The 21,262-nt window shown below is 64.6% G+C and carries 19 protein-coding genes; 2 read left to right on the forward strand and 17 right to left on the reverse strand.

Annotated elements, in window-relative coordinates:
- Positions 1-89: 89 nt before the first annotated feature.
- The 16 genes from DA1_RS27110 to rpsB all read right to left on the reverse strand — a co-directional run bounded on the left by DA1_RS27110 (position 90) and on the right by rpsB (position 15,382).
- Positions 90-881: a TrmH family RNA methyltransferase gene (locus tag DA1_RS27110; protein WP_034398842.1), complete on the reverse strand. Its 792-nt coding sequence runs from the start codon at positions 879-881 to the stop codon at positions 90-92.
- A 62-nt stretch (positions 882-943) separates the two neighbouring features.
- A complete protein-coding gene (gene rnhB, locus DA1_RS27115; protein ID WP_034396161.1) occupies positions 944-1,651 on the reverse strand; it encodes a ribonuclease HII in 708 nt (235 codons plus the stop codon).
- Positions 1,614-2,804 carry a lipid-A-disaccharide synthase gene (lpxB, locus tag DA1_RS27120; RefSeq protein ID WP_034396164.1) on the reverse strand — a complete coding sequence of 397 codons (1,191 nt, stop codon included), beginning with the start codon at positions 2,802-2,804 and terminating at the stop codon, positions 1,614-1,616. The genes rnhB and lpxB overlap by 38 nt, the downstream gene beginning before the upstream one ends.
- A 21-nt stretch (positions 2,805-2,825) precedes the next feature.
- Complete coding sequence (gene lpxA / locus DA1_RS27125; protein WP_013801455.1) at positions 2,826-3,623, reverse strand: acyl-ACP--UDP-N-acetylglucosamine O-acyltransferase; 798 nt, start codon at positions 3,621-3,623, stop codon at positions 2,826-2,828.
- Between the two features lie 7 nt (positions 3,624-3,630).
- Positions 3,631-4,071, reverse strand: coding sequence for a 3-hydroxyacyl-ACP dehydratase FabZ (fabZ, locus tag DA1_RS27130; RefSeq protein WP_012206736.1), 441 nt, complete (start codon positions 4,069-4,071; stop codon positions 3,631-3,633).
- Complete coding sequence (gene lpxD / locus DA1_RS27135; RefSeq protein WP_013801454.1) at positions 4,068-5,075, reverse strand: UDP-3-O-(3-hydroxymyristoyl)glucosamine N-acyltransferase; 1,008 nt, start codon at positions 5,073-5,075, stop codon at positions 4,068-4,070. The genes fabZ and lpxD overlap by 4 nt, the downstream gene beginning before the upstream one ends.
- 23 nt (positions 5,076-5,098) lie before the next feature.
- A complete protein-coding gene (locus tag DA1_RS27140) occupies positions 5,099-5,608 on the reverse strand; it encodes an OmpH/Skp family outer membrane protein (protein ID WP_013801453.1) in 510 nt (169 codons plus the stop codon).
- A complete protein-coding gene (gene bamA / locus DA1_RS27145) occupies positions 5,608-7,905 on the reverse strand; it encodes an outer membrane protein assembly factor BamA (RefSeq protein WP_013801452.1) in 2,298 nt (765 codons plus the stop codon). The genes DA1_RS27140 and bamA overlap by 1 nt, the downstream gene beginning before the upstream one ends.
- Before the next feature lie 45 nt (positions 7,906-7,950).
- Entirely contained in the window at positions 7,951-9,321 is a 1,371-nt protein-coding gene (gene rseP / locus DA1_RS27150; RefSeq protein ID WP_034396168.1) for an RIP metalloprotease RseP, read from the reverse strand.
- Between the two features lie 82 nt (positions 9,322-9,403).
- Positions 9,404-10,582 carry a 1-deoxy-D-xylulose-5-phosphate reductoisomerase gene (gene ispC / locus DA1_RS27155; RefSeq protein ID WP_034396171.1) on the reverse strand — a complete coding sequence of 393 codons (1,179 nt, stop codon included), beginning with the start codon at positions 10,580-10,582 and terminating at the stop codon, positions 9,404-9,406.
- A complete protein-coding gene (locus DA1_RS27160) occupies positions 10,579-11,433 on the reverse strand; it encodes a phosphatidate cytidylyltransferase (RefSeq protein ID WP_034396174.1) in 855 nt (284 codons plus the stop codon). Before DA1_RS27160 ends, ispC begins: the two co-directional genes overlap by 4 nt.
- Before the next feature lie 13 nt (positions 11,434-11,446).
- Positions 11,447-12,193: a polyprenyl diphosphate synthase gene (gene uppS, locus DA1_RS27165; protein WP_034396177.1), complete on the reverse strand. Its 747-nt coding sequence runs from the start codon at positions 12,191-12,193 to the stop codon at positions 11,447-11,449.
- 35 nt (positions 12,194-12,228) lie between these two features.
- The gene (gene frr, locus DA1_RS27170) at positions 12,229-12,789 is read right to left on the reverse strand and encodes a ribosome recycling factor (RefSeq protein WP_012206744.1); all 561 of its coding nucleotides are present in this window, start codon (positions 12,787-12,789) and stop codon (positions 12,229-12,231) included.
- A 43-nt stretch (positions 12,790-12,832) separates the two neighbouring features.
- Entirely contained in the window at positions 12,833-13,555 is a 723-nt protein-coding gene (gene pyrH / locus DA1_RS27175) for a UMP kinase (protein WP_012206745.1), read from the reverse strand.
- A 64-nt stretch (positions 13,556-13,619) separates the two neighbouring features.
- Positions 13,620-14,516, reverse strand: a complete 897-nt coding sequence (gene tsf / locus DA1_RS27180) for a translation elongation factor Ts (RefSeq protein WP_034396180.1) — start codon at positions 14,514-14,516, stop codon at positions 13,620-13,622.
- A 113-nt stretch (positions 14,517-14,629) separates the two neighbouring features.
- Positions 14,630-15,382: a 30S ribosomal protein S2 gene (gene rpsB, locus DA1_RS27185; RefSeq protein ID WP_012206747.1), complete on the reverse strand. Its 753-nt coding sequence runs from the start codon at positions 15,380-15,382 to the stop codon at positions 14,630-14,632.
- Positions 15,383-15,752: 370 nt separating this feature from the next.
- Between rpsB and DA1_RS27190 the strand changes: the two genes are divergently transcribed.
- Together DA1_RS27190 and DA1_RS27195 are read left to right on the forward strand one after the other, a co-directional pair.
- Positions 15,753-17,024: an FAD-dependent oxidoreductase gene (locus DA1_RS27190; RefSeq protein ID WP_034396182.1), complete on the forward strand. Its 1,272-nt coding sequence runs from the start codon at positions 15,753-15,755 to the stop codon at positions 17,022-17,024.
- Between the two features lie 43 nt (positions 17,025-17,067).
- Entirely contained in the window at positions 17,068-18,645 is a 1,578-nt protein-coding gene (locus DA1_RS27195) for an NAD(P)H-hydrate dehydratase (protein WP_034396184.1), read from the forward strand.
- 6 nt (positions 18,646-18,651) lie between these two features.
- Here the strand turns inward: DA1_RS27195 and rnr are convergent, their stop codons facing one another.
- On the reverse strand, positions 18,652-21,228 hold the full coding sequence (gene rnr / locus DA1_RS27200; RefSeq protein WP_034396186.1) for a ribonuclease R: 2,577 nt from the start codon (positions 21,226-21,228) through the stop codon (positions 18,652-18,654).
- Positions 21,229-21,262 lie beyond the last annotated feature (34 nt).

A 21,262-nucleotide genomic window follows, 5' to 3' on the forward strand; every position in this document is an offset into this window, starting at 1 on the left:
CGAGGAAGCGTCGCTAGGCGTAGTGTGGAATGCTTGAAAGCCGCCCATTATAGGCTGGTCGTGCTTCAGCCTCCTGACAGGAGGCGGGATTACCCTTGACGTGAGCCGGCACTCACGCTGCTTGCGTGCAGGCATATCGCCGCTGCAGCAGCCACATTCAGCGACTCCTCACCGCCTGGCTGGCCGATGCGCACATGCTGCGCTGCCCGCTGCATCAGCGCCTCGCCAACGCCCTGCCCTTCATGGCCCATGGCCCAGGCACAAGGCCAGGGCAGCGCGGCATTGTGGATCAGTTCGCCCTGGTGGGAACTGGTCACGATCAGGGGCAAGCCAAGCGCATCCAGGTCTTCGGGCGAGGCCGACTCGATCAGTTGCAGACCGAAATGCGCCCCCATGCCGGCGCGCAGCACCTTCTGGCTCCACAGCGCAGCCGTGCCCTTCAGGGCTACGACCTGGCTGAAACCGAAGGCAGCGGCACTGCGCAGGATGGAGCCTACGTTGCCTGCGTCCTGCACGCGATCCAACACCACCGTGGCCACGCCGGCACGGATGACCGCCGATGCCTGCCAGTCCATCAGAAAACCGATGCGCGCCGGGGACTCCAGGCCGCTGACTTCGGCAAACAGGGCATCCGCCAGCACCACGCACTTGCCCGCGCCCTGCACCCATTCCAGCGGCACCAGCGGCCAGAAGGATTCGGCCACCACGGCCACGGAGGGCTGCATGCCACGCGCCAGCGCGGCACGGCACAGATGATCCCCCTCCAGCCAGACGCGCCCTTGCTTGCGGTAGGCCCCACTGTCCTGGACAAGCCTGCGCAAATCCTTGACCAGGACGTTGTCACGGGACTGGATCAATGTGGCGGCGGGTTGTCGGCTCATGGTGAAGCTTTCGGGCAAAGGGAACAGCGCGCCACGGGCGCAGAAAGAAACGGCAAAGGCGCTCAGGCCGACAGCAGCAAGGCTTGCGCGCCCTGCGCCGCAGCTGCCACGCGGGCAGCGGCCAGAGGCTCGGCCATGCGGGCAATGCTCACGACATGGGCCACCGGCGCGAAGGTTCGCCGGTGCTCTTCGCAGGCACCGTGCAGGCGCAGCGCCGCAAGGTGGGCCGCCGTGCCGTAGCCCTTGTGGCCGTCGAAGCCGTATTCCGGATATTGCTCATGCAGCCGTTTGCACCAGCGGTCGCGCGTGACCTTGGCCAGAATGGAGGCGGCCGAGATGGCCTGCACCAGGGAGTCCCCCTTGACGATGGCCTCGGCCTGCACATCCAGCACGGGCAGCTGGTTGCCATCCACCAGCACGAGCACCGGCTTCAGGCGCAGACCCAGCACCGCGCGGCGCATGGCCAGCAGCGTGGCCTGCAGGATGTTCAGGCGATCAATCTCTTCGACCGAAGCCTCGGCAATGCTGCAGCACAGCGCCTTGGCACGGATCTCGTCATAGAGTGCCTCGCGGCGGGCAGCCGTGAGCTTCTTGGAATCGTTCAGGCCCTCGATGGGATTGAGATCGTCAAGAATGACAGCAGCGGCCACGACAGGGCCAGCCAACGGGCCGCGGCCCGCTTCGTCCACGCCCGCAACCAACCCCGGCGGATGCCAGGGCAGGCACGCCTGTTCAGGCGGCAGTGGGGGCAATGATTTTCTCGATCGCATGGGCGGCCAGTTCGGCAGTATCGCGCCGCAATTCATGGTGCAGCGCTGTGAAGCGCTGTACCAGCGCCTCGACGGTTGAAGGGGAATGTTCGCACGCCTGCAGCCATTGCAGCACAGCCGCGCTCAGCGCCTGGGGCGTTGCCGCATCCTGGATCAGCTCGGGCACGACGAAATCGCCGCACAGGATGTTGGGCAGGCCCACCCAGGGCTGCAACTGCTTGCCACGCATCAGGCGCCAGCTCCAGGGGTGCATGTTGTAGCCGATCACCATGGGACGCTTGTACAACGCGGCTTCCAGCGTCGCCGTGCCGCTGGCGATCAACGTCACGTCGCAGGCTGCCAATGCATCATGGGACTGGCCGCGCACGATGTGCAGCGACGAGGCCATGCCTGACTCCTGGGCAATGCGCCGCAACTCGTCCAGTTGCGAAGGCACGGCAGGCACTACTATTTTAATAGCTGGCAGCGCCTTCCGGACCAAAGCTGCAGCCTGAAAGAAACGGGCTGCAAGATAGCGGATTTCGGAGCGTCGGCTGCCGGGCAGCACGGCCAGCACCAGACCATCTTCCGGCAGACCCAGCCGACGGCGCGCGGCGGCACGGTCGGGCTGCAGCGGAATCACGCTGGCCAGGGGATGGCCCACGTAGGTGGCGTCTATGCCGTGACGGGCCAGCAACTCGGGCTCGAAGGGAAAGATGCACAGCACATGGTCGGCCGCACGCCGGATTTTCTCGACGCGATCGGCACGCCAGGCCCAGATCGAGGGGCAGACGAAATGCACGGTCTTGATGCCCGCAGCCCGCAGATCGGTCTCCAGGCCCAAATTGAAGTCGGGCGCATCGATGCCGACAAAAACGGCTGGCGGCTGCTTGAGCAGGCGCTGGCGCAACTGCCGGCGGATGTTCAGAATCTCGGCCAGTCGGCGAAACACTTCCCAGCTGTAGCCATGCACGGCCAGCCGCTCGCAGGACCACCATGCCTCAAAACCGCGCTGCTGCATTTGGGGCCCGCCGATTCCAAAGGCCGAAGCCTCGGGCCAGCGGGCCTGCAGCCCACCCAGGAGCAAGGACGCCAGCAGGTCGCCCGAGGTTTCCCCGGCGACCATGGCAATCGATGGACTCAGGCGCGCCAATGGCGCCGCGTTCTCTGTCATGCCGTCCTTTCGCGCGCCGGATCAGCGCGCAATGCCCCGGGTCGAAGCGGCCAGAAAATCCAGCATCAGCGATACATCGGCAGCGGCCTCGGGCTGCTCGCCAGCCAGCGCTCCAATGGCGTCGCGCGCGGCCTCCAGGGTCAGCCCCTGGCGATACAGCAGACGGTGCATCTGCTTGATGGCCTGGATACGCTGCGGCCCGAATCCGCGCCGACGCAGGCCTTCGATATTGAAGCCACGCACGGCCAGGGGATTGCCATCCACCATCATGAAGGGCGGCACATCCTGCGAGATATGGCTGGCAAAGCCCGCCATGGCATGGGCACCCACCTTGGTGAACTGGTGCACGCCCGTCAGGCCGCCCAGGATCACATGGTCGCCCACATGCACGTGGCCAGCCAGGGTGGCGTTGTTGGCCAGGATGGTGTGGCTGCCCACGACGCAGTCGTGGGCCACATGCACATAGGCCATGATCCAGTTGTCATGGCCTATGACCGTGACACCCTGGTCCTGCACGGTGCCCGCATTGAAGGTGCAGAACTCGCGCACCGTGTTGCGGTCACCGATGACAAGCCGCGTGGGCTCGCCTGCGTACTTCTTGTCCTGGGGCTGCGCACCCAGGGACGCGAACTGGAAAATCCGGTTGTCGCAACCAATGCGGGTATGGCCTTCGACAACGCAATGCGCGCCAATCGTGGTGCCGGCGCCGATTTCCACATGCGGCCCGATGACGGCATAGGGGCCGACCGACACCGATGAATCCAGCTGTGCAGCGGAATCTATCAGTGCCGTGGGATGGATGCGTTCAATGCCAGCCATGCGCCCGTCAGCCCACGTTGCGCATGGTGCACATCAGCTCGGCTTCGCAGGCCACTTCGTCCTCGACGCGAGCCACGCCCTTGAACTTCCAGATGCCGCCGCGAACGCGATCGATGGTGATCTCCAGCACCAGCTGGTCGCCCGGCTCCACAGGGCGCTTGAAGCGCGCACCGTCGATGCCCACGAAGTAGTAGATGTTGTTTTCGTCGGGAACCTGGCCCATGGCATCGAAGGCCAGCAGGCCGGCAGCCTGCGCCAGCGCCTCCAGGATGAGCACGCCCGGCATGACGGGACGGCCTGGGAAATGGCCCATGAAATAGGGCTCGTTGAACGTGACGTTCTTGATCGCCTTGATGCGTGTATTGCGCTCAAGCTCCGTGACCTTGTCCACCAGCAGGAAGGGGTAGCGGTGGGGCAGTTGCTTGAGAATTGCGTGAATATCCATCATTGCGTTCCGTTATGGCCTTGATCCGCCGATTGCTGCAGTTGCCGCTCCAGGGCCTTGATGCGATCGCGCATGGAGTGCAGCTGCTTCAGCGTCGCAGCATTTTTTTCCCATTTGGCGTTTTCATCCACGGGAAACATGCCCGTGTAAACACCTGATTGTGTCAGCGAACGGGTCACTACCGTCGCTGCCGAAATATGCACCCTGTCGGCCAGCTGCAGATGGCCCAGCACGATGGCGCCGCCTCCCACGGTGCAATGCGCGCCAATGCGCGCGCTGCCGGCCACCCCCACGCAACCGGCCATGGCCGTATGCTTGCCGACGTGCACGTTGTGACCGATCTGGATCAGGTTGTCGAGCTTGACCCCGTCCTCGATCACCGTGTCGTCCAGCGCTCCGCGGTCTATGCAGGTATTGGCGCCGATTTCCACATCGTCGCCGATCCGCACGCCACCGAGCTGCTCGATCTTCACCCATGCTCCGTTCTCGGGCGCAAACCCGAAGCCGTCCGCTCCCAGCACCACGCCGGAATGCAGCAGACAGCGCGCCCCCACATGGCAGTTCTCGCCAATGGTGACGCGCGACTTGAGCACGGTGTGGGCACCGATGGTGGCACCCTCTTCAACCACGCAGAGCGGGCCGATCGTGGCAGAGGCATCAACGATGGCACTCTCGTGCACCACCGCGCTTGGATGGATACCGGCCGGCGCCACAGACCTGCAGTTCCGCTTCCACCACTGCGTGGCCCTGGCGAAGTAGGCATACGGGTCAGGGACCACGATGCAGGCACCCCGCTGCTGCGCCAGCTCACGCATGGCGGGCGCCACAATAACGCAGGCCGCCTCGGAGGCGGCCAGTTGCTGGCGGTAGCGGGGGTTGCTCAGAAAACTGAGATCCCCGGCCCCGGCGGAATCCAGCGGTGCGATGCGGGAGATGGGCATCTCCCTTTCGCCACCGACCAGTTCGCCACCGAGTGCATCGAGGATCTGACCCAACAATACGCTCACGGCATGCAGCCCTGGACGCTGGCTTACTTGCCGCCGCCGTTCAGTGCCTTTATCACTTTGTCAGTGATGTCGTACTTGGGGTTGATGTAGACGGCTTCCTGGAGGATGACGTCGTACTTCTCGGATTCGGCCACTTGCTTGACCACCTTGTTGGCGCGCTCCAGCACTTGGGCCAGTTCCTCGTTCTTGCGGGAGTTCAGGTCTTCCTGGAACTCACGGCGCTTGCGCTGGAACTCGCGGTCCTGGTCCACCAGCTGACGCTGACGGGAGACGCGCTGGCTTTCGGCCATGGTGGGCGCTTCACGCTCGAACTTCTCCGAAGCGCTCTTGAGCGTATTGCCCTGGTCGACCAGTTCCTTCTCACGCTTGGAGAATTCCTGCTCCAGCTTGGACTGCGCAGCCTTGGCCGTCGACGCTTCACGGAAGATGCGGTCCGTGTTCACAAAGCCGGCCTTGAACTCTTGAGCGTGCGCAGAAACAGCCATGGCGCCAAGCAGCACAGCCAGGGAAAAATGGCTAGATAGAGATTTCATTAGAAAGAGGTTCCGATTTGGAATTGCAGTCGCTGGATTTTATCCCCGGTCTGCTTGCGGATGGGTTGAGCAAAGGCGAGACGCAGGGGGCCCAGCGGGGAAATCCAGCTGATGCCAAGGCCCGTGGAAGCACGCAGCTCCCCGAGATCGAAGTTCTCGTTGGCCCCGTAGACATTGCCCACATCGAGGAATGTAAAAAGACGCAAAGTCCTGTCATTGCCGGCACCGGGGAAGGGAATCATGAACTCTGCGTTCAAGGTCACCTTCTTGGAGCCGCCAAGCGCCAGGTTTTCCTTGGTGTCGCGCGGACCCAGCGAGCCCTGCTCGAAGCCACGCACCGAGCCCAGGCCACCCGAGAAGAAGTTCTTGAACAGCGGGAACGGACGGCCATTGAGGCCTTTGCCGTAGCCCAGTTCACCGTTCAGTGCCAGCGTGTACTTCTTGCTCAGAGGGATGTACTGCTGGATCTGGTAGTTGGCTCGCACATAGCGGGCCTCGCCACCCACCGACCACTCGGTGTTCAGGCGCTGGTAGAGACCGGAGTTGGGCGCCAGCGCGCTGTCACGGCTGTCGCGTGACCAGCCCAGGGTCAGCGGTATGCCCGTGTTGGAGTAGCCGTACTTGTCGGCATAGTCCTTGTACGCCTGGGGCAGGTAGGTGCCGGGCTTGATTTCGGAGCGCTCCACGCCGCCGCCGAAATACACCGTGTCGATCTCGCTGAAGGGCACGCCAAAGCGCACGCTGCCGCCCGAGGTGACGATCTTGTAGGCCGCATCGTCGTAGTAGGGACGGTCAGTGCGGTAGTACAGGTCGTAGGTGCGCGAGATGCCGGTGTCCGTGAAGTACGGATCCGTGGTGGACAGCACCATGGTGCGACGGTACTTGCTGGTGTTCACGTCCACGCCCAGGTAGTTGCCCGAGCCGAACACGTTTTCCTGCTTGATGCCGAACGACAGCGAAACCTTTTCAGCGCTGGAAAAACCAGCGCCCAGCTGCAGCGAGCCGGTGGGCTTTTCAGCCACCGAGATGACCAGATCCACCTGGTCGGGCGAACCCGCCACTTCCTGGGTCTCGACATTGACCTCGGTGAAGAAGCCCAGACGGTCCACACGGTCGCGCGACAGGCGAATCTTGTCGCCGTCATACCAGGAGGCCTCGTATTGGCGGAATTCGCGGCGGATCACTTCGTCGCGCGTGCGGTTGTTGCCACTGAGATTGATGCGTCGCACATAAGCGCGGCGAGAAGGCTCGGCGTGCAGCACCAGGGCCACCCGGTTGGTCGCACGGTCGATGTCCGGCACGGCCTCGACGCGTGCAAAGGCAAAGCCGAAGTTGCCGAAGTGCTCGGTGAAGGCCTTGGTCGTCGCCGTGACCTGGTCGGCGTTGTAGGGCTCGCCGGGCTTGATCTTGACCAGGGACTTGAACTCGTCGTCGCGGTCGAGGTAGTTGCCCTCCAGCTTGACGCCGGAGACGACGAAACGCTCGCCTTCATGGATGTTCAGGGTCAGCGAGATGGTCTGCTTGTCGGGCGAGATGGCCACCTGGGTGGAGTCCACGCGGAACTCCAGGTAGCCACGCTGCAGGTAGTACGAGCGCAGCGTTTCCAAGTCGGCGTTGAGCTTGTTGCGCGCATAGCGGTCCGACTTGGTGTACCAGCTCATCCAGTTGCCGGTGTCCTGGTCGAACAGGTCCTTGAGCGTGGATTCGCTGAAGGCCTTGTTGCCGACGATGTGGATCTCGTTGATGCGGGCCGGATCGCCCTCGGTCACCGTGAAGGTCAGGTTGACGCGGTTGCGCTCGATGGGCGTGACCGTGGTGACGACTTCCGCGCCATAAAGGCTACGGTTGATGTACTGGCGCTTGAGCTCCTGCTCGGCACGGTCGGCCAGGGCCTTGTCGAAGGGACGACCTTCTGCCAGGCCCACATCGCGCATGGCCTTTTGCAGGGTTTCCTTGTCGAACTCCTTGGTGCCGGCGAAGTTCACCTCGGCGATGGTCGGGCGTTCTTCGACGACGACAACGAGCACGTTGCCATTGGCTTCGAGGCGGATGTCCTTGAACAGCCCCAGCGCGAACAGCGAGCGGATCGCAGCTGCGCCCTTGTCATCGTCATACTGGTCGCCCACGCGCAGCGGGATGGATGCGAAGACCGTGCCCGGCTCCACGCGCTGCAGGCCTTCGATGCGGATGTCCTGTACCCGGAAGGGCTCCAGCGCCCAGGCTGCATTGGCAGCCAAAACCATGGCAGCCAGGGTCGATGCAGCGCGCACGCCCAGGCGATTGATACGTTTAGTCATGAATGGATTTGCCGCCGCTGCGGCTTGCCGAAAACGGCTGAAAAGTTAGCCCCAAAGCCGGTTGATATCGTTGAAAAAGGCGACGGACATCATCATCATCAAAACCGCCACGCCTGCACGCTGCAAGCGCCCGGCCCAGACTTCCGACACGCTTCGGCCAGTCACGCCCTCCCAAAGATAATACATCAGGTGCCCGCCATCGAGCACCGGCAGGGGGAGCAAGTTGAGAACCCCCAGGCTGATGCTTATCAGCGCCAGGAACGAGAGATATTGAACCAGACCCATGCTGGCCGAGCGCCCCGCATAGTCGGCAATGGTCAAGGGGCCGCTGATGTTCTTGAGCGATGCCTCGCCTATCACCATGCGGCCCATCATGCGCAGCGTCAGCGACGACAGCTCCCAGGTGCGCTGCACGCCAGCCCACAGGCCTTCCAGCGGACCGCGCTGCACCAGAGCCATCTCGGGAGCACTGCCGATGTAGGCACTGATGCGGGCAATGCTCTCCTTGCCATCTTCCGAGCGGCCCAGATCGGGCAGCACGGGGATCTGCAGTTGCCTGCCATCGCGCTCCACCAGCCAGACCTGCTGCTGGACCTGGCCCGATGCACCCATCTTGCGGATGAGATTGCGCAGTTGGGTGCCATCATCCACCGGGGTGCTGCCCACGCGCAGCACCAGGTCGCCCTGGCGCAAGCCGGCCTTTTCGGCGGCACCACCGGCAATGACCTTGTCCAGCACAGGCTGTGTCCAGGGTCCCAGCAGGCCCAGGCGCTCGAAGAAGGCGGCATCGGGCTCGCCCTGCACCTGCCCGGCCAGCGCCAGCCGCAGTTCGGACGGAGCGGTGCGCCGGCCCTGGAGCACCTCCATGCGCACCGACTCATCATCGAGCGCGGCGCGCGTCAGTGTCCAGCGCAGATCATTGATGGAGCGGACCTCTTCCCACTCCTGGTCGCCCAAGGCGATGCGCAGCACGCGATCGCCGCCCTGCACGCCCGCCATCTGCAGCACCGTGCCCGCCGGCGGCGTGGCCAATCGCGCCACGGGTTCCTGCATGCCCATCCAATTGACGATGGCCAGCAGCGCAATGGCCAGCACGAGATTGGCCACCGGGCCTGCCGCCACGATGGCCGCACGTGCACGCAGCGGCTGGGTGTTGAATGCCAGATGGCGCTGATCGGCAGGGACTTCGCCCTCACGCTCGTCGAGCATGCGCACATAGCCGCCAAGCGGCAGTGCACCGATGACGAATTCCGTGTCCGAACCTTTGCGCTTCCAGCGCAGGATGGGGCGACCGAAGCCGACGGAAAACCGAAGCACCTTCACGCCGCAGGCCACAGCGACGCGGTAGTGGCCCCACTCGTGGACGGCAATCAGCACGCCCAGCGCGACCACGAATGCAACTACGGTCAGCAACAATTGATACTCCTTTGAATCCAATGCGCACCTGGACACCGCCGCAGGCCCACCGAGAAACCCGTTCTGGCCCGCGAAGCCGGCATTACAGCTGCCACTGCCGCGCCACGGTGTGCGCGATTTCGCGGGCCTGGGCGTCCAGGGCCAGCAGGTCGTCCAGGCTGCCCAGTGTAGGCGGCAGCAAGGTTTCGAGAGTGCGCAAATTCACAGCGTGGATACGGTCAAATGCCAGGCGTCGCTCCAGGAAGGCGGCAACGGCGACTTCGTTGGAAGCATTGAGAACCGCCGTAGTTCCCTCGCTGGCGAGCAGCGCCTGCCAGGAAAGATGCAGGCCCGGAAAGCGCACGGCATCCGCCTCTTCAAAGGTCAGGGCCGACAGGTTCGCGAAATCCAGGGGCGCCGCGCCACTGGCGATGCGCCGTGGCCAGGCCAGGCCGCAGGCGATGGGCACGCGCATGTCGGGCGTGCCCAGTTGTGCCAGCACCGAGGCATCCTTGAACTGCACCATGGAGTGCACGATCTGCTGCGGGTGGATGACGACCTTGATCTTGTCGGGAGCCATGTCGAACAGCCAGCGTGCCTCGATGACCTCCAGCGCCTTGTTCATCATGGTCGCCGAGTCCACGGAGATCTTGCGCCCCATGGAGAAGTTCGGGTGCGCGCAGGCCTGCTCCGGCGTGATCTCGGACAAGGTGGCCGGATCGCGCAGGCGAAAGGGTCCGCCCGACGCCGTGAGCAGCAGACTGTCCACGCGATCGGGCCAGCTGGCTCGGTCTTCCGGCAGGCACTGGAAAATGGCCGAATGCTCGCTGTCTATGGGCAGCAGGGTCGCGCCGTGGCGCTTGACCGTGTCCATGAACAGTGCGCCGCCAACGACCAGAGCCTCCTTGTTGGCCAGCAGCAGGCGCTTGCCCGCGCGCGCGGCCGCCAGGCAAGGCGCAAGGCCCGCCGCACCGACGATGGCCGCCATGACGGCATCGACCTCGGGATGCGAGGCGATCTGCTCCAGCGCGTCTGGCGACTGCAGCACTTCGGTCGCCAATCCATTGCTGCGCAGCTGCTCAGCCAGCAGCTTCGCGTGTGGCTCGCTGGCCATGACGGCATAGGCGGGCTTGAATTCGGCGCACTGGCGCAGCATCAGGTCCACTTGCGTGGCCGCGCTGAGTGCAAAGACCTCGTAGTGCTCGCGGTGGCGCGCCACCACGTCCAGCGTATTGGTACCGATGGAGCCTGTGGAGCCCAGGACGGTGATTTTCTGCTTCATGAATGCGCGAAAGAGGAAAGCATCATGGCCAGCGGCAGGGTCGGCAACAGGGCATCGACGCGATCAAGCACGCCGCCATGGCCGGGCAGCAGACCACTGCTGTCCTTGACGCCCACGCTGCGCTTGACCAGGGATTCGACCAGGTCGCCGACCACGCTCATCGCGGCCATGAACACAACCGCCAGCAGCAGGAACCAGGCCCCGCGCGCCAACAGCAACGAATAGAAACTGGGCACGGCCACCGCGTAGTGGCGGTCCGCCCAGACCCAGGCCAAGGCCAGCACCAGCACGCCGGCCATGCCGCCCCACACGCCTTCCCAGCTCTTGCCAGGACTGATGGATGGCGCGAGCTTGGACTTGGTGAATTTCAGGCCCAGGGTCCGGCCTGCGAAATATGCAAAGACATCGGCTACCCAGACCAGCACCAGCACCGACAGCAGGAAGTTGATGCCCATCATGCGCGCCTGCACCACGGCCACCCAGGCCAGCCACAGGGCCAGTACTCCGCCGACCAGACGCACAGGCCCCGCAATGCGCGGCCAGCCGGCCACGCCTGCGCGCAGAAGTGCCGCGCCGCCCAGCACCCAGGCGGAGCCAGCAACCACCCAGACCGCAGTCAGAGGACGCTCCAGCCAGCCCGCGGCCCAGGTCCCCACGCACATCGCCGTGCAGATGGCACCTATGCCGATGGAACCAGCGGAGCCAAAGCCGTTGAGACGGCCCCATTCCCAGGCACCCGCAGCCATGAGCACGAGCACCACCACGGCGAACGGAACGCCCGTCGGATAGAACAGCGCAGGCAGCAAGATGGCCAGCAGGATCAGGGCGGTGATGACTCGCTGCTTGAGCATGGCTCCCCCTTGTTCAGGTCGTCTGTTGATGGGACGACTTCGATTGTGATTGGTGTACTTGCGCGGAGGTCTGGCCGAAGCGCCGCTCGCGCGAAGTGAAGGCGGCAATGGCCTCGTCCAGGCAGGCCTCGTCGAAATCAGGCCACAGGCTGGCACTGAAGAAGAGCTCTGAATACGCGGCCTGCCACAACAGGAAGTTGCTGATGCGCATCTCCCCGCCAGTGCGGATCAGCAGGTCCGGGTCGGGCACATGGGCCAGCGCGAGTGCGCGGTCCAGGCTCTGCGGGGTGATGGGCTCGCCCTGCTCTGCCAGCCGGGCTGCGGCCTGGGCAATGTCCCAGCGCCCGCCGTAGTTGAAGCAGACATTGAGCACCAGGCGGTTGTTGTGTGCCGTGACCTGCTCGGCCTGGGCCAGGCCTGCGCACACTTTCTCGCTCAGGCCACTGCGGTCGCCGATGAAGTGCAGGCGCACGCCATCGCGGCTCAGTTGCTGCACTTCCTTGGCAAGGGCATTGGCCAGCAGGCCCATGAGACCGGAAACCTCCTCTTCGGGGCGGTTCCAGTTCTCGGAAGAGAAAGCGAAGACGGTCAGGACCTGCACGCCGCGCTGGACGCAGGCGCGGGCACAGCGGCGCAGCGATTCCACGCCCTGCTTGTGGCCGGCCAGTCGCGGCAGAAAGCGGCGATTGGCCCAGCGTCCATTGCCATCCATGATGACGGCAATATGGCGCGGCACCGCGCCGGAGTCTTGGTTTGTCAAAGGTACGGGCCCTGAGGCAAGCGAGGCAGAACGCCTCAGACCGCCATGATGTCTTGTTCCTTGGCAGCCACCAGCGCGTCGATCTCGGTGATGTGCTTGTCGGTCATCTTCTGGACATCGGCTTCGCAACGCTTTTGATCGTCTTCCGAGGCTTCCTTGTCCTTGACCAGCTTCTTGACGGCTTCGTTGGCGTCGCGGCGCAGGTTGCGCACGGCGATCTTGGAAGCTTCGCCTTCGTTGCGGGCCAGCTTGGTCATTTCCTTGCGGCGTTCCTCGCTCATGGGAGGCATGGGCACGCGGATCAAATCGCCCAGCGAGGCAGGGTTCAGGCCCAGATCGCTTTCGCGAATGGCCTTCTCCACCTTGGCGGACATGCTCTTTTCCCAGGGCTGCACGCTGATGGTGCGCGCATCGAGCAGGTTCACGTTGGCCACCTGGGACAGCGGCACCATGGAGCCGTAGTAATCCACATGGATGGAGTCCAGCAGCGAGGGGTTGGCACGGCCGGTACGCACACGCGCAAGATTGTTCTTGAGCGCTTCGATGGACTGGCCCATCTTGGACTCGGTGGTCTTCTTGATGTCTGCAATCGTCATGTTCTTGTTCCTTGAAGAGCTGTGAAACGCGGGATCAAAACGCTCAAGCGTACACCAGCGTGCCCTCATCCTCGCCCATGACCACGCGCTTGAGCGCGCCGGGCTTGATGATGGAGAACACCCGGATCGGCAGCTTCTGATCGCGGCACAGCGCAAAGGCAGTGGCGTCCATGATGCCCAGGTTGCGCGAAATGGCCTCGTCGAAAGCCAGCTTGTGATAGCGGGTCGCGTTGGGATTCTTCATCGGGTCGTCGGTGTAGACACCATCGACCTTGGTGGCCTTGAGCACCACTTCGGCACCGATCTCCGCGCCGCGCAGTGCCGCGGCCGTATCGGTCGTGAAGAACGGGTTGCCGGTGCCGGCGGCGAACACCACCACCTTGCCCTCTTCGAGATACTGCAGGGCCTTGGGGCGCACATAGGGCTCCACGACCTGCTCGATGGCAATGGCCGACATGACACGGGCGATAAGGCCCTGCTTGTCCATGGCATCGGCCAGGGCCAGGGCATTCATCACAGTGGCCAGCATGCCCATGTAGTCGGCGGTGGCGCGGTCCATTCCGACCGAACCACCAGCCACGCCACGGAAAATATTCCCTCCACCGATCACCACGGCCACCTGGACACCCACGCGGGTGACTTCGGCGATTTCGGAGACCATGCGCTCGATGGTGGCACGGTTGATGCCGAACGAGTCGTCGCCCATGAGCGCCTCACCGGACAGCTTGAGCAGGATGCGCTTGTGGGCCGGTGCGGCGTTGGACATGGTGTTTCTCCGAAAGGTGGATGGTGGTGGATGGTGAAGGGAACGGTTCAGGCGCTCAGACGAATCAGGCGCCGGCCTTGGCAGCGGCCACTTGGGCAGCCACTTCGGCAGCGAAGTCGTCAACCTTCTTTTCGATGCCTTCGCCGACCACGTACAGGGTGAAGCCCTTGACGTTGGTGTTGGCGGCCTTGAGCATCTGGGCCACGGTCTGCTTGCCGTCGGCAGCCTTCACGAAGACCTGGTCGGCCAGCGAGACTTCCTTCAGGTACTTCTGAACCGAGCCTTCGACCATCTTGGCGACGATCTCGGCAGGCTTGCCGGATTCGGCAGCCTTGGCGGCAGCAACGGTGCGTTCCTTTTCGATCAGCTCGGCAGGCACGTCAGCGCTGGTCACGGACACGGGCTTCATGGCGGCCACGTGCATGGCGACGTCCTTGGCAGCGGTTGCATCGCCTTCGAACTCGACGATCACGCCGATGCGCGAACCGTGCAGGTAAGAAGCCAGGCTGGTGCCATCGAAACGCTTGAAGCGGCGGAAGGACATGTTCTCGCCGATCTTGCCGATCAGGCCCTTGCGCACGTCTTCCAGGGTGGGGCCGAAACCGTCCTGCTCATAGGCCAGGGCGCTCAGCGCGGCCACGTCAGCGGGGTTTTGCTCGGCGACCAGCTTGGCGGCGGCATTGGCCATCGCGATGAAGCTGTCGTTCTTGGACACGAAGTCGGTTTCGCTGTTGACTTCGATCATGGCACCCTGGTTGCCATTGATGAAGGCGGCGATCACGCCTTCGGCGGTCACGCGCGAGGCGGCCTTGCCAGCCTTGGTGCCGAGCTTGACGCGCAGCAGCTCTTCGGCCTTGACCAGATCGCCCTCGGCTTCGGTCAGGGCCTTCTTGCATTCCATCATGGGCGCGTCAGTCTTTGCGCGCAGTTCAGCCACCATGCTTGCGGTAATTGCAGCCATCGTATTTCTCCAATGTCAGTTCGATTCGTTACAGGATTTCGGCTAAAAAAACGGGGCTACCCTGAGCCCCGCTTCTTATTCAGCGACGAGGTCGCTCAGCCGGACAAGCTCAATCAGGCAGCGGATTCTTCCACTTCCACGAACTCGTCACCGCTCTCGCCGGATGCAGCCTTGACCACGTCGGTCAGTGCAGCAGCGCGGCCTTCCAGGATCGCGTCGGCGATGCCTTGGGCGTACAGTTGCACAGCCTTGGCAGAGTCGTCGTTACCGGGGATGACATAGTCGATGCCTTCGGGGTTGTGGTTGGAGTCAACCACGCCAACCAGGGGGATGCCCAGCTTCTTGGCTTCGGCCACGGCGATCTTGTGGAAGCCCACGTCGATCACGAAGATGGCGTCGGGCAGGCTGTTCATGTCCTGGATGCCGCCGATGTCCTTTTCCAGCTTTTCCAGTTCGCGAACGAACATCAGCTGTTCCTTCTTGCTCATGGCTTCCAGGCCGGCTTCTTGCTGGGCCTTCATTTCCTTCAGACGCTTGATGGACGTCTTGACGGTCTTGAAGTTGGTCAGCATGCCGCCCAGCCAACGCTGGTCAACGAAGGGCACGCCAGCGCGCTGGGCTTCTGCAGCCACCATCTCGCGGGCTTGGCGCTTGGTGCCGACCATCAGGATCGTGCCGCCGTTGGACGCCAGTTGCTTGACGAACTTCTGGGCGTCCTGGAACATCGGCAGCGACTTTTCCAGGTTGATGATGTGGATCTTGTTGCGGTGACCGAAGATGAAGGGGGCCATCTTGGGGTTCCAGAAACGGGTCTGGTGACCGAAGTGGACGCCTGCTTCCAGCATCTCGCGCATAGTGACGGACATATGAATACCTCAAAGGTTAGGTCTAAAATCCAGCCCGACAATTGCCCCCTGAAACACAGGGCGCAACACCTTGAAGGGACTGGTTTGCGATTGACTTTGCGCAGGATCCCCAAGCATGGGCAGGCGTTCTTGACGAACACCCCGCACCCAAAAGCTTTCACCTGACCCCCGGCAATCCCGGAGAAAATCAGGGGGAACCCCTAGCAAAGCCGCAAGATTCTAGCACACGCCACCCCTCAACCGAGGCTTCGCGCTCCAAGCGCGCTCACCACCCCTCACGGCCACGGCAGTTGCACAACATGCACACACTCCTGTAGTGATAGCTGCATCCGCTTGATAATCCGGGCACTTCAGCAGATTCCACCCAAAAATGAACATCGCGATTGTGGGCGCCGGCAGCATTGGCGTTGCGACAGCCCACGCACTGGCACAGGCCGGCCACGAGGTCACCGTCTACGAGCGTCACGGCACCGCAGCCGAAGAAGCCAGCTTCGGACATGCCGGCTGGCTGGGCCCCAGCCTGCTCCAGCCCTGGAGCGTCCCCGGCCTTTCGACCGCCGAACGCTCCCCCACCCTCCCCGGCCGGCAGGCCCTGCCGCGCCTGGGCTCCGGAAACCTTGCAGCCCAGCTGCGCTGGCTATGGCAATGGCGCCAGGCCGGACGGCAACTGCGCAAAGGCAACGTGCCCACAGCCGCCATGGCGGCGCTGGAGGCGCTCACGCAGCGCAGCCAGCAGTTCCAGCAATCGCTGTGGAGGCAATGGGAGTTTGACCCGGAATATGTCGCCGGAAGCCTGGTGCTGCTGGGCAGCGAGGCCGAGCACCAACAACTCAAGCCTGCGCTGGACGCACTGGCCGAGGCCGGCACACGCTGCGAGGCACTGGATGCCGCCCAGACCCGGCTGCGCGAACCCGCCCTGGGCGAGGAAACCACGCTCGCAGGCGCCCTGTATTTTCCACAGGCAGGCGCAGCCAATGGCCGCCTTGCCACGCTGATGCAACGCCAGGCAGCGCAGTCGGCAGGAGCACGATTCGAGACGCAGCGCCTGGTGCAGCGATTGCAACCCGGCGGCGCCGGGCGCACCGCACGCCTGCAGTTGCTGGGCGAAGACGCCCCCCGTTCGCACGACGCCATCGTCGTCTGCGCCGGCGCCGAGGCCGCGAACCTGCTCACGCCGCTGGGCCTGCGCCCACCCATGATCGCCCTGCACGGCTATGGCGTCAGCGCCCCTTTGCGCGAACAAGGTTATGCCCCCCGCCACGCCATCGTGGACTGGAGTGAGCAGATGACCCTGGTCCGCCTGGGCCAGCGCATGCGCATCGTGGCCGGCGCGGAGCTGGGCCGCCGCAGCCCCATGCATGAGGCCACGCTGCAGCGCATGTATCACCGCCTCAACATGGTTTTTCCCGGCAGCGCGGTGCTGGCCTCGGGCGTACAGATCTGGCATGGCACGCGCATGTGCACGGCAGATGGACTGCCGCTGGTGGGCGCCAGCGGACTGCCCGGCATCTGGCTCAACCTGGGACACGGCAGCTGCGGCGCCGCCATCGCGCAGGGATGCGCAAGCATGCTGAGCGACCTGATGGACAACCGCGCCAGCTTCCTGGACAGCGCACTGCTCGACCCGCGCCGCTTCGGCTGATCGCCCCGTCCGCCACCCGGCGGCGGACCGCTATGCTCGGTCCATGCTGCGCATTCCCACATCCACCGCCTTGCCGCTGTTTGATACGGCGGCCACTCGCACCCTGGAACAGCAGGCGGCAGCCAGACTGCCAGCGCACAGCCTCATGCAACGCGCGGGCGCGGGCCTGGCACGCCTGGCGCGCGCCATCGCTCCCCATGCACGCTGCATCTGGATAGCCTGTGGCCCCGGCAACAACGGCGGCGATGGTTTGCAGGCAGCCGCCTGGCTGCAACAAAGCCTGAATGCGGCGCCAGAAAAGGCCCGCAGTTGCCGCATTCTGGTCAGCTGCGTGCGCGAACGCGCCCACATGCCAGACGATGCACGCGCCGCCTGGGACGCCGCCCACGAAGCCGGCGTGCAATGGACCGAGCACATGCCCGCCAACATGGGGCCACAGGACTTGTGCATTGACGCATTGCTGGGCATCGGCCTGCGCCATCCAGACGCCGCAAGCCCACACACCGGCACGAATGAGCGCCTGCTCACTCTGCTGCGCAGCCTGCAGTCCAGCACCAGCCCGGTCCTTTGCGCGGACATAGCGTCCGGACTGGATGCCGACACCGGGCAGTACCTGCCTGGATTCGCACCCCAAAACGCCCCAGCCAGCGCACGGCACACGCTGGCGCTGCTGACGCTGCAGCCCGGACTGTTCACAGGAAGTGGCCGCGATGCCTGCGGCCAGATATGGTGGGATGACCTGGACACGGGACTGGCGAAAGGCGGGCCAATCCTCACTCCCCTGCCCTGCGCACAACTGTTTTCACCAGGCGCCAGCGCCCCGCGCCCGCACGCCAGCCACAAGGGAAGCTTTGGCGACGTGGCCATCCTTGGCGGAGAGGGGCTGGGACAGCGCGGCCTTTCCATGACCGGCGCCGCCTGGCTGGCTGCCCTGGCCGCGCTGCATGGTGGCGCGGGGCGCGTGATGCTCGCTCTGCTCGATGCCTCGGCCGGGTCAGGCCAGGCAACCGCGCCCTGGCCCGAAATCATGCTGCGCAGCCCCGAAGCGCAGGACTGGCGCAGCACCACCGTGGCGTGCGGATGCGGGGGCGGCGTGGCGGTGCGCGCATGGCTGCCCCAGATATTGGAACAAGCCCCCAGGCTGGTGCTGGACGCAGACGCACTGAATGCCATTGCCGAAGATGAATCGCTGGCCTCGCTCCTGAAAGAGCGCCGCCAGCGCGACCTGCACACGGTGCTGACGCCCCACCCGCTGGAGGCCGCCCGCCTGCTGAAGACGAACACCGCACAGATCCAGGCACAGCGGCTGCACGCCGCCAGGCAGCTGGCGCAACGCTTCGACTGCACCGCACTGCTCAAAGGCTCCGGCACCGTGATCGCCGGGCCCCAGGAAGAGAGCGATGCACCGCCTTGCTGGATCAATCCCACGGGAAACGCCCGCCTGTCGACCGGAGGAACCGGCGATGTGCTGGCCGGGCTGATTGCCGCGCTGTGGGCCCAGGGACTGGAGCCCACGCAGGCGGCAGCCCTGGCGGCCTGGCGCCATGGATTTGCAGCAGACCATTGGCCTGCGCACATCCCGTTCAGCGCCAGCGCACTGGCCCAGCAGCTCGGAGCATAAAAACCCTCAGGGCTTGCGCCGGGGCTTGGATGTGTTGCCCGTCACCTTGGACTTGACGGCGCCCAAGGCCTTCTTGCCCAAGGCGCGCAGTGCCTGCACCGGCGACGGTGGAGGCAGCTGCGGCAGGCCGTGGGCAGCAGCATCCGTGGCCGCAGGCTTGCGCGCATCGGACGCCCGGCCTCTGCGGGGTCGCGCAGCGGAGCCAGCGGAGCCAGCGGACGATGGTTCCGCAACCGCCTCGCCCATGTCGCTCTGCCGCGCCGAGGTAGCCGAGCGCGGCTGGGCATTCGCATATTCAGCTTCCAGCGCGGCCAGGTTCACACCCTTGACCATGGCCTTTTTAGACGCCTTGCGCCCCTGCTTGCCCGCCGACGCCGCTGCATCAGACTCAGGCCTTGCACCGCTGGAGCCTCCCGAGTTGCGCTGCGCCCGCTTTTCCTTGGCATCGCGGCGGCCCCATTTTTCGCCCTGATGGGCTTCCGTGCGCGCCGGCGTCCTGCCGGGCCGGCCCGAGGCCGGCTGCTCTTCGCCATCGCGCACCAGGCGGAAATCGATGCGCCGGCCATCCAGGTCCACGCGGCTGACCTGCACGCGCAGCCGCGTGCCGATGCCATAGCGAATTCCCGAGCGCTCGCCGCGCAGTTCCTGGCGCGCCTCGTCAAAGCGGAAATAGTCGCCACCCAGCTCGGTGATGTGGACCAGTCCCTCCACATACATGGCGTCGAGCGTGACGAAGATGCCGAAGGTGGTCACCGCAGAGACCATGCCACCGAACTCCTCGCCCAGATGCTCGCGCATGTACTTGCACTTGAGCCAGGCTTCGACATCGCGACTGGCCTCGTCAGCCCGGCGCTCGTTGGCACTGCAGTGCAGGCCAGCGGCTTCCCAGGCCTGGACCTCGGCGGCGGGCGCGCGCTTGCGCGGCTTCTGGCCGGGCGGGCTGACGCGTGATGCCAGACGCTTGGCCAGCTTGGCCTCGGCTTCTCCGGGGGTGGGCAGCTCGGGCAGGCGATAGTGCGTGCCTTCGAGCTCGGCCTTGATCACGCGGTGCACCAGCAAATCAGGATAGCGGCGGATCGGGCTGGTGAAGTGCGTATAGGCATCGAATGCCAGGCCGAAGTGGCCCGAATTCTCGGGCGTGTAGAAGGCCTGCATCATCGAGCGCAGCAGCATGGTGTGGATCTGCTGGGAGTCGGGACGGTCCTTGGTGGCGTTGGCAATGGCCTGGAACTCGGACGTGGCCGGGTTCTCGCTCAGCGCCACACCGACCCCCATGGCCTTCAGATAGTTGCGCAGAATGTCCTGCTTTTCCAGCGAGGGCTTGTCGTGCACGCGGAACAGGCCGACGCGACCGCTTTGCTCGATGAAGTCCGCACTGCAGACATTGGCAGCCAGCATGGCCTCCTCGATCAGCTTGTGCGCCTCGTTGCGCGTGCGCGGCACGATCTTCTCGATGCGGCCGTTCTCGTCACAGACGATCTGCGTCTCCGTGGTCTCGAAGTCCACGGCGCCGCGCGCCTCGCGCGACTTGAGCAGCGCCTGGTAGACGCCATGAAGATTGAGCAAGTCACCCACGCGCTCCGAGCGCCGCGCAGCCTCCGGGCCACGCGTATTGGCCAGGATGGCCGCCACCTCGGTATAGGTGAAGCGCGCATGGCTGTGCATCACCGCCGGGTAGAACTGATAGGCATGGATCTCACCCTTGGCGGTGATCAGCATGTCGCAGACCATGCACAGGCGGTCCACATCGGGGTTGAGCGAGCACAGGCCATTGCTCAGCTTCTCGGGCAGCATGGGGATCACGCGGCGCGGGAAATAGACGCTGGTGGCACGGTCATAGGCATCGATGTCGATGGCGCTGCCCGTGGTCACGTAGTGGCTCACATCGGCAATCGCCACCAGCAGGCGCCAGCCCTTGCTGCGTCCGACCTTGGCGGGCTCGCAGTAGACGGCATCGTCGAAATCGCGCGCGTCCTCGCCATCGATGGTCACCAGGGGCACATCGGTCAGATCGATGCGCTTCTTGCAGTCGGCAGGCCGCACCCTATCCGGCAGCGCCTTGGCCTGCGCAAGGCAGGCATCGGAAAACACATGCGGGACGCCGTACTTGCGCACCGCGATCTCGATCTCCATGCCGGGATCATCGACTTCACCGAGCACTTCGATGATGCGGCCCACGGGCTGGCCGAACAGCGCAGGCGCCTCGGTCAGTTCCACCACCACCACTTGGCCGATCTTGGCCGATCCTGTGGCATTGGCGGGGATCAGGATGTCCTGACCGTAGCGCTTGTCCTCGGGCGCCACCAGCCACACACCGCTTTCCTGCAAGAAGCGGCCAATGATGTTGTGCGCAGGGCGCTCGATGATCTCGACCACACGGCCTTCAGGCCGGCCGCGGCGGTCCTGACGCACGATGCGGACCTTCACGCGGTCCTTGTGCAGCACGGCACGCATTTCATTGGGGGGGAGGAAGATGTCGCCTTCGCCGTCATCGCGGATGACGAAGCCATGTCCGTCGCGGTGCCCCTGCACACTGCCCTCGATTTCGTCGTTCACATCGGCGCTTTTGGCGTGAGGGTTCATTTTCTTGGTATACAATCTAAATCTTTCCTGAGAT

It is taken from the genome of Delftia acidovorans NBRC 14950, assembly GCF_001598795.1.
In the GTDB taxonomy this organism is placed as follows: Bacteria; Pseudomonadota; Gammaproteobacteria; order Burkholderiales; family Burkholderiaceae_C; genus Comamonas; species Comamonas acidovorans.

Bases quoted from the DNA above. Each gene is read 5' to 3' on its own strand.
- DA1_RS27110 (WP_034398842.1), bottom strand. From the start codon at position 881: ATGAGCCGACAACCCGCCGCCACATTGATCCAGTCCCGTGACAACGTC.
- rnhB (WP_034396161.1), bottom strand. From the start codon at position 1,651: ATGCGATCGAGAAAATCATTGCCCCCACTGCCGCCTGAACAGGCGTGC.
- lpxB (WP_034396164.1), bottom strand. From the start codon at position 2,804: ATGACAGAGAACGCGGCGCCATTGGCGCGCCTGAGTCCATCGATTGCC.
- lpxA (WP_013801455.1), bottom strand. From the start codon at position 3,623: ATGGCTGGCATTGAACGCATCCATCCCACGGCACTGATAGATTCCGCT.
- fabZ (WP_012206736.1), bottom strand. From the start codon at position 4,071: ATGATGGATATTCACGCAATTCTCAAGCAACTGCCCCACCGCTACCCC.
- DA1_RS27140 (WP_013801453.1), bottom strand. From the start codon at position 5,608: ATGAAATCTCTATCTAGCCATTTTTCCCTGGCTGTGCTGCTTGGCGCC.
- bamA (WP_013801452.1), bottom strand. From the start codon at position 7,905: ATGACTAAACGTATCAATCGCCTGGGCGTGCGCGCTGCATCGACCCTG.
- ispC (WP_034396171.1), bottom strand. From the start codon at position 10,582: ATGAAGCAGAAAATCACCGTCCTGGGCTCCACAGGCTCCATCGGTACC.
- DA1_RS27160 (WP_034396174.1), bottom strand. From the start codon at position 11,433: ATGCTCAAGCAGCGAGTCATCACCGCCCTGATCCTGCTGGCCATCTTG.
- frr (WP_012206744.1), bottom strand. From the start codon at position 12,789: ATGACGATTGCAGACATCAAGAAGACCACCGAGTCCAAGATGGGCCAG.
- pyrH (WP_012206745.1), bottom strand. From the start codon at position 13,555: ATGTCCAACGCCGCACCGGCCCACAAGCGCATCCTGCTCAAGCTGTCC.
- tsf (WP_034396180.1), bottom strand. From the start codon at position 14,516: ATGGCTGCAATTACCGCAAGCATGGTGGCTGAACTGCGCGCAAAGACT.
- rpsB (WP_012206747.1), bottom strand. From the start codon at position 15,382: ATGTCCGTCACTATGCGCGAGATGCTGGAAGCAGGCGTCCACTTCGGT.
- DA1_RS27190 (WP_034396182.1), top strand. From the start codon at position 15,753: ATGAACATCGCGATTGTGGGCGCCGGCAGCATTGGCGTTGCGACAGCC.
- DA1_RS27195 (WP_034396184.1), top strand. From the start codon at position 17,068: ATGCTGCGCATTCCCACATCCACCGCCTTGCCGCTGTTTGATACGGCG.
- rnr (WP_034396186.1), bottom strand. From the start codon at position 21,228: ATGAACCCTCACGCCAAAAGCGCCGATGTGAACGACGAAATCGAGGGC.